The 11,597-nt window shown below is 48.1% G+C and carries 6 protein-coding genes; all 6 read left to right on the forward strand.

Translation table 11 applies throughout. The features are described 5' to 3' along the window. Positions 1-38: 38 nt before the first annotated feature. The gene (locus HMPREF0670_RS06230; protein ID WP_044077771.1) at positions 39-2,612 is read left to right on the forward strand and encodes a BatD family protein; all 2,574 of its coding nucleotides are present in this window, start codon (positions 39-41) and stop codon (positions 2,610-2,612) included. 745 nt (positions 2,613-3,357) lie between these two features. Continuing rightward, positions 3,358-4,053, forward strand: coding sequence for a phosphatase PAP2 family protein (locus tag HMPREF0670_RS06235; RefSeq protein ID WP_009230301.1), 696 nt, complete (start codon positions 3,358-3,360; stop codon positions 4,051-4,053). A 2-nt stretch (positions 4,054-4,055) separates the two neighbouring features. Next, a complete protein-coding gene (locus HMPREF0670_RS06240) occupies positions 4,056-5,279 on the forward strand; it encodes an S-adenosylmethionine:tRNA ribosyltransferase-isomerase (RefSeq protein ID WP_009230302.1) in 1,224 nt (407 codons plus the stop codon). 17 nt (positions 5,280-5,296) lie between these two features. Continuing rightward, positions 5,297-6,493, forward strand: coding sequence for a DUF2027 domain-containing protein (locus tag HMPREF0670_RS06245; protein WP_009230303.1), 1,197 nt, complete (start codon positions 5,297-5,299; stop codon positions 6,491-6,493). 321 nt (positions 6,494-6,814) lie between these two features. Next, a complete protein-coding gene (locus HMPREF0670_RS06250; protein WP_009230304.1) occupies positions 6,815-8,758 on the forward strand; it encodes an NAD(+) synthase in 1,944 nt (647 codons plus the stop codon). Between the two features lie 135 nt (positions 8,759-8,893). Beyond that, positions 8,894-11,597, forward strand: a 2,704-nt coding sequence (locus tag HMPREF0670_RS16685; RefSeq protein ID WP_232213864.1) for a hypothetical protein, incomplete at its 3' end; no start/stop codon positions are given.

An 11,597-nucleotide genomic window follows, 5' to 3' on the forward strand; every position in this document is an offset into this window, starting at 1 on the left:
AAGGTTAACCACACTCACCTAAAAAAACAATTGGTTCTATGAAACGAATGAAGAGACATATCCTATTGATGGTGGCCTTGGCCAACGTCATGTTCGTGGCAGCACAACGCCTAACGGTGTCGGCTCCCTCGAAAGTGGCCGCCGGGGAGAACTTCCGAATAGCCTATACCATCAACACACAAGACGTGGACGACTTCAAGGCTGGTAACATTCCGTCGGCAATCGAGGTGATTGCCGGCCCTTACACCTCGTCGCAATCGAGCTACCAGATGACCAACGGGCACACCAGTTCAAGTTCTTCGGTGACATATACCTACACGCTTTATGCCACAAAGAACGGAACTTACACCATTTCGCCCGCTAAGGCAATGGTACACGGCAAGGCCATTATGTCGCCTGCCGTGAAGATTAACGTGGTGGGAACGGCCAAACCCTCGGCAAGCGGCGCGCCAAAGATGCACGATTACGACAACGACGAGGATGCCATGCGAGCCGCTGGCAGCAAAATTTCGGGTAGCGACCTGTTTATTAAGGTGAGCGCAAGCAAAAAAAGGGTACGCGAACAAGAGCCCGTGCTACTCTCTTACAAGGTGTACAGTCTGGTGGAGCTAACACAACTCAACGGAAAAATGCCCGACCTAAACGGTTTCCACACCCAAGAAGTGAAGCTGCCCACGCAAAAAAGTTTCCATATAGAAAGGCTCAACGGCAAAAACTACAAGTGCGTTACATGGAGTCAATACGTAATGTACCCCCAAATGAGCGGTGAACTGAAAATCCCCAGCATCAAGTTCGACGGTATCGTGGTGCAGAGAAACAGCAACGTAGACCCCTTTGAGGCAATCTTTAACGGCGGAGCAGGATATGTTGAAGTGAAAAAAGAGATTGAGGCACCAGGACTTACCTTGCAAGTAGACCCATTACCCGCACGCCCGGCCAACTTCTCTGGCGGCGTAGGCAACTTCACCATCTCGGCACAACTAAACAAAAAAGAGGTGAAGACGGGCGAACCGCTTAACCTGCGCATCGTGGTGAGCGGCGCAGGAAACCTTAAACTGCTAAAAGCACCCACGGTAAACTTCCCCAAGAGTTTCGACAAGTACGACGTAAAGGTAACAGACAAGACCCAACTGACCACCAACGGTATAGAGGGAAACATGATTTACGACTTCTTGGCTGTGCCGCAACAGATTGGGAAGTACGAAATTCCGCCCACGGAGTTCGTGTTCTACGACACCAAGACCCAACAATACCGCACCATTCGAACCCAACGTTTCACCCTCAACATCGAGAAAGGAACGGGAACAACCTCGGAAATGAGCAAGTTTGAAGAGGAACAGAACAAAGACATCCGCCCCATCATGCAAGGGCCAGCCGTGATGTTGAAGTCTAACCGCATGTTCTTCGCCTCGCCCTTGTGGTTCGTTCTCTTGCTCGTCATCGTTGGCGCAACCGTGGTAATCTTCATTGTGCTCCGCCAAAGGCAAGAAATATATTCAGACTCGCGCCGTCTTCGTGGTTCGAGGGCCAACAAAGTGGCCGCGCGCCGCTTGAAACTCGCAGGCAAACTGATGGAAGAAAGTCGACAAAACGAGTTCTACGACGAAGTGCTGCACGCCCTTTGGGGATATGTTAGCGACAAGCTGGGCATCTCGGTAGAACAGCTAACGCGCGAGAACATCGCCGAAACGCTTAACCGCAGAGCCGTAAACGCCGAAACGATAGATAGCTTTATCGCCGCCATCGACGAGTGCGAGTTCGAACGTTACGCACCTGGCGACTCGCAAGGTAACATGAGTAAGACCTACGACATGGCCGTAAAGGCTATTATGGACATCGAATCCACTATGAAATCAAACAAGAATGCCCCCACCCTAGTGCTGCTAACCTTGGTGATGAGCATGCTGTCGCTGACGGCAAACGCTGTAACCAAGGCCTCGGCCGACCAAGAATATAAGCGTGGAAACTACCCGCAGGCCATCGCCGACTACAAGGCGTTGCTGAAAAAAGCACCTTCGGCCGAGGTGTATTACAACCTTGGCAATGCCTATTTCCGCTCCGACAGCATCCCACAGGCCATTTTAGCCTACGAAAGGGCGGCACTTATCAACCCCGGAAATAGCCAAATAAGGTTCAACTTGCAATTCGCACGCGGCAAGACCATCGACAAAGTGGCCGAACCCGACGAGATGTTCTTCGTCACTTGGTATCGTTCTGCGGCCAATCTAGCCACAGTAGACGGCTGGGCAACCACGGCTTTGCTCTCGGCTGTGTTGCTGGGATGCTGCATTCTGCTGTATTTCTTCAACTCGCGCATACCTGTTCGCAAGGTTGGCTTTGGCTGTTCCATCGCCTTTGCCGTGCTCTTCGTGCTGTCAATCATATTTGCCATGTACCAAAAGAGTGCACTCACCAGTAAAGAAGGAGCGATAATCATGGCACCAGCAGCCAATCTTAAAAAGACGCCCATACGTTCGGGAGCCGATGAGGCCGTGCTGCACGAAGGCACAAGGGTAGACATTGCCGACCGCTCCATCAAGGGTTGGCTGGGCGTTAAGCTTGCCGATGGGCGCGAAGGATGGATTGAACAAAACACGGTGGAAGAGATTTAAGGCAGGTTCGCCGACATCGAACACCATCGTGCAAAGCACGCTTAACGAGCGCGCATACACCTTATTATATAGAAAAGATGAGGTTTTTGTAAGCAATAGCCTTTAAGCACCCTACAACAGCACGTGCCACGTAGCCGTACAAAGCTGTTTGTAGTGGCGCTACAAAAGGCTTGTACAGACACTACAAGCACCTTGTAGCGTGACTACAAGAAGCTTGTAGCCCCAGTACAAACTGCTTTGTGCAGGCACATGGCAGACAAAGGCGGCTGGCAAACCTATTTACAACACCTGTTCTTTTCTGCTCTTAATATATTAAGGAGCAGTCAGGCAATGTATAAAAGCTGCAACTTGCATTTACAACAGGCACGTCCTGCCGATATAAAGCTGTGTCCTACATATATTAAAGACATGCCTACCATATATAAAGGAGTACACCTACATATATAAAGGAGTACACCTACATATATAAAGGCGTACACCTATATATGTTACGGACTACGTGGACATCGCGCAACTTGCGCCTAAACGTCTCTCTGTTTCTGGCGTTTATCGACTTCAACGCTAAACAGAAAAGCTTGACACCTTATATAATAAGGAGACGGCGAAGGCAGAATAACCCAAGAGAGCGTGGGCCTACAACCCAACGGATGCACAAACATGCGCATAAAACGTCTGTCGCCACAGATGCAAAAGATAGAGAGATTAGAACCCATCAACAACAACAGAACAACAGTAAAAAGGAAGAATGAACCTCACCAACATCTTGGAACTAGACCGAATGGTGCTTGCCTGGTTCAACGGGAGCAACTCGCTTTTCGTCGATTCCTTGGCCGTAAACCTCACTTCGGGATTCACGTGGATACCACTCTACGTGGTTCTTATCTACGTCATCATCAAAAACAACGACACCATGCCGCAAATATTCCTCACCATAGGATGCGCCGTGCTTGCCGTTGTGGTGGTGAGCGTGTCGGTAGAACTCATCATCAAGCCCCTCGTTGGGCGATGGCGACCCAGCAACGACCCCTATATCAAGCACACCATCAAGATTGTTAACGGCATACGCAGTGGCCAATACGGATTTTTCTCGGCGCATGCCGCCAACACATTCTCGTTGGCAGTGTTCCTCAGTTTGCTCATCAAGAGCCGTCCTTTGGCCGTCATGCTCTGCCTTTGGTCGGCCGTTAACTGCTGGACACGCCTCTATCTAGGCCTCCATTACCCACTCGACATCCTCTTCGGACTACTTTGGGGTGCACTCATAGGTTGGTCGGCCTACGCGCTTTATCGTCGTTGGGGCAAGCCATTAGGTCTTCCCCGCACACAAGTAACACCCCAAACCACCGCCTCAGCCTTTTTAAAGGCCGATGTTGGCAAGGTGTTGCTCACGATGGCACTGTGGATTTGTGCCATCATCATATACAGCTTATTCAACGCATAAAAATGAATACTAAACACATCAGGATAAAAGACTATAACTACGACTTGCCCGACGAACGCATAGCCAAGTTTCCCTTGCCCCAACGCGACAAGAGCAAGCTATTGGTTTACAACCACGGCGAGGTGTCGCAAGACGAGTTTAGCAACATCACCCGCTATCTACCGCAGGGCGCACTCATGGTTTTCAACAACACCAAGGTTATTCAAGCGCGCCTGCATTTCAGAAAAGAAACGGGGTCGCTCATCGAAATATTCCTCCTCGAACCTGCATTGCCCGCCGATTACGAACAAATGTTTCAAACAACTGATGCCTGTTCGTGGTATTGCATGGTGGGAAATCTGAAGAAATGGAAAGGCGGACCGCTAACTACTACGGTAGAAATAGCGGGTCAACCAGCAGCAGTACAACTCACTGCCGAGCGCGACATGTCGTGCGAAACGGCACTGAAAATAGACTTCAAATGGACTGGCAACAAGCTATCTTTTGCTGAACTGCTCGACAAAGCAGGCGAATTGCCCATCCCGCCCTACCTCAATCGCAACACGCAAGAAAGCGACAAAACCACTTACCAAACCGTCTACTCCAAGATTAAGGGCTCGGTAGCCGCCCCAACTGCCGGTCTACACTTCACGCAAAGGGTGCTTGCCGACATCGACCAGCACGGCATCGACCGCGAAGAGCTTACCCTACACGTTGGCGCAGGCACCTTCAAGCCCGTAAAGAGCGAAGAAATTGAGGGCCACTCCATGCACACCGAGTATGTGTGCATACGCCGAACAACGCTCGAAAAGCTGCTGCAACACAACTGCCAGGCCATAGCTGTGGGCACAACCAGCGTGCGAACTCTCGAAAGTCTGTATTACATGGGCTGCAAGGTAAAGGCCAATCCCAACGTCTCGCTCGAACAATTGCACGTAAATCAATGGGAGCCCTACGAGCCAACGCCCACCAACATCACGCCCACTGAAGCCATTGGCGAACTGATTGCCTACATGGACCGAAACAATTTGCCCTCGCTCCATTCCAGCACGCAGATAATTATCGCGCCAGGCTACCAATATAAAATCGTAAAACGCCTCGTCACCAACTTCCACCAACCGCAAAGCACATTGCTTTTACTGGTTAGCGCATTCGTTGGAGGCGATTGGAAAAGCATCTATCGCTATGCACTCGACAACGATTTCAGGTTTTTAAGCTATGGCGACAGCAGCATTCTCATTCCCTAACACCAAACAGCAAGACTATGAAAAAAGGAGATAAAGTAAGGTTTCTAAGCGAAACGGGCGGCGGTATCGTGGCTGGTTTCCAAGGAAAAAACATCGTGTTGGTACAAGACTCCGATGGTTTCGAGATACCCATGAGCATTAATGAGGTGGTGGTTGTAGACGAGGAGTTGGACCGCAAGCAAGGCAGAACGTCTAAGGTGGCCAACGAACAGAAGACGAACACCACGCAACAAGACACCCCTGGTAAGCAATCCATCAAGGCATTGCTAAGTGGAGGGTACGAAAACGAAGAGACAGATAACGAAACGGAGCACGAAACAGACCCTGCCGACAGCGAAATTACCTTCCGCAAGCCTGTTGAAGAACGTGTGGGCGGCAACAGTTTGAACGTGTATTTGGCCTTCGTACCCGAAAACGCTCGGCAGTTGAGCCACACCAAAATGGCCGTAGAACTGGTGAACGACAGCAATTATTACCTGCGTTACGCCTTTGCCACTGCCGAGGGCGAAAGCTGGATACTGCGCAACGAGGGCGAAATAGAACCCAACACCAAGGTTACGCTCGAAACCATTGCCGCTGAAGACTATAACAGCTTTGAGCAATCGGCCTTCCAAGCCATTGCGTTCAAAAGGCAAAAAAGCTATGTGCGCAAGCCTGCCATCGACGTAAAGCTACACATCGAGCCGCTTAAACTGTTCAAACAACATCTCTTTGCCGAAACGCCTTTTTACAACGAGCCGGCCATGCTCTATACCATTGTCGAGGGCGACGAGCCGGCCGAAGCGCCTGTTAGCGAGATTGATGCAGACAAACTGAAAACGGAGATGCTCTCTAAGGCTGCCATACAAAAGATGAAACAAGATGCGCGGTCTGCCAAAGGCGCAGTTTCTGCAACTGGCAAACACGTTCATGGCGGCCGTCAAGCCAACGAACCATTGGTGGTTGACCTGCATGCCCACGAGATTTTAGAGACTACACAAGGTATGGATTCGCTCGATATTCTGCAATATCAACTGGAAGTTTTCCGCCGAACACTTAAAGAACACGCCAACGAACGCGGCCTTAAAATCGTGTTCATCCACGGTAAGGGCGAAGGCGTGCTGCGAAAAGCCATCATCAACGAACTGAACCGACACTTTAAAGGCTACACTTACCAAGATGCCTCGTTCCAAGAATATGGGTATGGAGCAACGTTGGTAAAGGTGAAAGGGTGAAAAGGTGAAAAAGTGAAAAGATGGGAAAGGTGAAAGGGTGAAAAGGTGAAAAGGTGAAAAGATGGGAAAGGTGAAAAGGTGAAAAGGTGAAAGGGTGAAAGGGTGAAAAGATGGCTAACGCCCACAAAGCCGCGTATGGTTTCTAAATATCCACGTTTCCCTTGCGTGTCTAGTTTCCCTAACTCTCCTAGTTTCCCTAGCTCCCCTAGATTTCCTAGTTCTCCTAGGATTCTAGTTGACGAAACCCGCAAAGCATTTGGCTTAACTCCTTAACTCCATAACTCCTTAACTCCTCAAAAAAAACTCCTCAAAAAAGAAATCATGCAACACGGATATATCAAAGTGGCGGCAGCAATTCCCGCTGTAAAAGTGGCCGACTGCCATTTCAACGCCGAACAAACAGAGCAGCAAATCAAGCAAGCCAACGAACAAGGAGCAGAAATCGTGGTGTTTCCCGAACTAGGCATCACGGGCTACACCTGTCAAGACCTCTTCACACAGCAGCTACTCATCGAGCAAGCCGAACTAGCAGTAGGCTCACTGCTCGAAAACACGAAGACGTTAGACATCATTGCCGTGGTTGGCGTGCCTGTCGCAGTAGACAGCATCTTGCTCAATTGCGCCGTGGTCTTTCAAAGAGGCCACATCCTTGGCATCGTTCCCAAAACCTATCTGCCCAATTACAGCGAGTTTTACGAAAAAAGATGGTTCGCATCCACCCACCATCTCAACGAGACATCCATCCACTACGCTGGTCAGCAAGCCCTACTCACAGCGCAAAGCCAAATCTTCGTCACCGCCGATGGCGTAAAATTCGGCGTTGAAATATGCGAAGACGTATGGGCACCCAATCCCCCCGGCACTTATTTGGCACTTGCTGGTGCCGACATCGTTTGCAATCTCTCGGCCAGCGACGAGCTTATCGGCAAACACACCTACCTTAAAAGTCTGCTAGCACAGCAAAGTGCCCGCACGATGGCAGGCTATGTGTACAGCGGATGCGGCTTTGGCGAAAGCACACAAGACGTGGTTTACGGTGGAAACGCCCTGATTTACGAAAACGGGAAACTGCTAACCCAAAACAAACGTTTTGATTTCGAGCCGCAAATCGTCGTTTCCGAAATAGACATCTTTAAGCTTCGTGCCGAACGGCGCACCAATAGCACCTACGTTAACGCCCAACACGGGCACACCGCCTTGTTGCATACGGCCCAAGCTCCCCTTACCAACAAGCCCTTCGCCCTGCAACGCACCATCGACCCCTTGCCTTTCGTGCCGCAAGACGAACAGATGTACGACAGTTGCGAGGAGATTTTCAACATCCAAGTGTCGGGCTTGGCCCAACGCCTTAAACACATTCATGCCTCAAAGGTGGTGCTGGGCATCAGTGGCGGACTAGACTCCACACTCGCCCTCCTAGTATGTGTGCGTACTTTCGACAAGCTAGGACTTTCACGCGAGGGTATCATCGGCGTTACCATGCCAGGCTTTGGTACAACCAACCGAACCTACCGAAACGCCATCGACTTAATGCGCGAATTGGGAATAACCACCCACGAAATCAACATCGCCAAGAGTGTAACCCAACATTTCGAAGACATTGGTCACGACATGGCCGTGCACGACGTGGTGTATGAAAACGGACAGGCACGCGAACGCACCCAAATTCTTATGGATTTGGGCAACAAACTCGGCGGAATTGTTATAGGAACGGGCGACCTTTCCGAACTGGCACTGGGTTGGGCCACCTACAACGGCGACCACATGAGCATGTATGCCGTAAACGTAAGCATCCCCAAGACCCTCATCAAGCACCTTGTTCGCCACGTTGCACAAACCATGCACAACGAGGCCACCTGCCAAACGCTTTACGATATCATCGACACGCCCATCTCGCCCGAACTTATTCCTGCCGACGAAGCAGGCAATATCAAGCAGAAAACCGAAGATTTGGTTGGCCCATACGAGCTACACGACTTCTTCATCTACCACTTCTTGCGCCACGGTTTCACACCCCAACGCCTCTTTATCATGGCTCGTCATGCCTTTGCATCACCGCAACAACGCGCCAAGCATTATTCCGACGACGAGATAAAGCACTGGCTAAGGGTTTTCCTCCGCCGTTTCTTCGCCCAACAGTTCAAGCGTTCGTGCCTGCCCGATGGACCGAAAGTGGGTAGCGTTAGCCTTAGTCCTCGTGGCGATTGGCGAATGCCCAGCGATGCAACGGCCAAAATGTGGCTCGACGAGTGCGATAAACTATAAACATTAATGTACACAAGAGGAGTTATTATCTTGGTTTAGCATTACAAAGAAAATAAACTCCTCTCAATTTATAGAAATATTAAAAGTCAAGACGACTTCATCATCTATTATAAATGACATAGAAAACATCTAATAATGATGAAACAACTTTTGGGAATATTATTATGCGTGATGCTGCCTTTGCCTCAGCAATCATTTGCACAACAGCATTCAACCACTTCTAAAAAAACACGCGAAATGAAAATGTACGGGCGCGTGGTAGATAGTTTTACAAGCCTTGCCATCGTCGATAGTAAGATAACCTTGATGGCTCCTGATAGCACGGTTATTGATTCTTGTTCCACACAGACTTGGAACAGGAATGCCATTCACCCGGAAGCCTATTTCTTTATGACACCCAAGGTATCCGAAGGCAAATATATCATCAAGGTGGAAAATCCCAAATACGAAACCACTTACTACAATCATGAGATTAGCTTCAAGACTCGTGCAACGGTGATTGACTTGAAAGACCTTACCCTGAAACGAAAACGAATGGAAGATGTGGAACATAACTTGGGCGAAGTAGTGGTGAAGAGTACCAAAATCAAAATGATTAACAAAGGCGACACCATTGTCTTTAATGCCGAGGCCTTCAACCTTCCCGAAGGTAGTATGCTCGATGCGCTCATTCGACAACTGCCTGGAGCAACGATGAACAGCAATGGTGAGATATTCATTAATGGCCGTAAACTCGATTACCTCACACTCAACGGAAAAGATTTCTTCAAGGGTAACAACAAACAACTCATCGAAAACCTGCCCAATTACACCGTTAAAGACCTCAAAGTGTTTGAAAAGAGCACCGAAAAGAGCCAGGCTATGGGCATTGACGTAGAGAAAAAAGACTACGTGATGGATATTCAACTGAAGAAACAATACGAAAAAAACTTCATCGGTAATGCCGACATTGCGGGTGGAACCAATAGTAGATACGCCCTCAGGTTGTTCGGCTTGTACTTTACACCACGCATACAAGTGTCTACCTTTGCCAATATCAACAACGTAAACGAAGACCGAAAGCCAGGCGAGAAGGGCGACTGGAATCCTACCAAGTTGCCAAAAGGACAAGTAACCCGAAAGACCATCGGTCTAAACTTTGCCAACAGTAACGAGAAGAACACGGTAAATAATAGTCTATCGACAAGTGTTTCATGGCTCAGCACCCATAATATCACACACACGGCAGCTGAATCTTTCTTGGGTACCGCTAACAACAACTTTACACGACGCATTAACAATAGTACCACCAAGAATACTATTTATGAACTAAATGATCAGTTTCATGTCAATAAGTCATACCAACTTATGGCTATGCTGTGGTTGAATTATAACAAGTTTGATAACTTCAGTACAGACAAGTCTGCCGTTTTCCAGACAGACCCCAAGAGTTTAGGGTCAACAGAAGCTATCCTTGACTCTGCTTTTACGCTCCCCCTTCCACAACTCTCCACCTATAAAGGCATAAATAGGCAATTATCTCAAACGCTCGGCAATGGTCATACACTCAGTTCAGCATTGGATATATACTTGGGAAAGCCTTTAAAATCGGGTGACAGAATAGGAGTTCAAGTCAAAAGCACATACGAAAATATCAAGAATTATAACTTCAGCAAATACCGATTAGACTATCTTCAGGGGGCGGGAAAGAAAGATTATCGCAATCGATATGATGAATCACCTTCTTATACCTATTCATATACTTTTAATCCTCAGTACATATTTGTTCTCCCTTCAGGCTTTAACATCATCACTGGGTATGAATACAGGCAAGCTGGCAATTATCGAAACAACAATAAATATCGATTAGACCGCTTGCAAGAGTGGCAAAATGAAGACCATAGTATTGGAAGTTTGCCTTCTACGCGGGATACCCTCTTACGTTCGTTAGACCTCAATAATAGTTATACAGGCTACTATATGAGTAAACAACATATGGGAGTACTGGGTGCACATTATATGAAAAGAAAAGGAAAAAACTCCTTTACATTTGGCGTATTTACGCCTCTAAGCTATAAAAAAGAACAATTGGATTATAGAAGTGAACCGATAACAAAACCCATTTCTCAGAGTAATTGGATCAAACAAATAAACTTTTCAGGTCAATTGATTCATAATGAATATGAATTTGTGGCGTGGGGTAATTCGACAACCACTACTCCCGATATGTATTCGTTGATTGATCGCCGCGACAACTCCAACCCTTTAGCCGTCTCATTGGGAAATCCGAACTTAAAAAATGGCAGACAGAGTTCATTGGGAATAAGATTTAGCGATAAGCATAATAGACGATACAATTTACCTTCCATCTACTTCGGTATTCAAGAAACGCACAATGCCGTGGCAAACGGGTTCATCTACGACCCACAAACGGGTGTATATACTTATAAACCCGAGAACGTAAACGGCAACTGGTCAGCACATAGCGAAATTTATTATAATGTTCCGTTGGATAGCATGAAATACTTCAACTTATTCACCGAAACAGAATATAACTACGACCACAATGTAGACTTGACGGGAGTTGCGGGACAAACGAGTAGCGTATTGAGCAAAGTGAATAACCACACTACCCGCCAATACCTGGAGGTGAAGTACCAAAAAGAAACCTTAAGCTTGAGTTTGATGGGACAACTCTCATGGCGAAACGTCAATAGTACCCGTAAGGGCTTTACACCCTTCAACACCTACGACTACGAATATGGCTTCATCGGTTCGTATAGCATGAAAACGGGATTAGAAATGGGAATGGACCTCAAGATGTTTAGCCGCAGAGGCTATGCCGATGAGCAGATTAATA

It is taken from the genome of Prevotella sp. oral taxon 317 str. F0108 (assembly GCF_000162415.1).
GTDB lineage: Bacteria > Bacteroidota > Bacteroidia > Bacteroidales > Bacteroidaceae > Prevotella > Prevotella conceptionensis.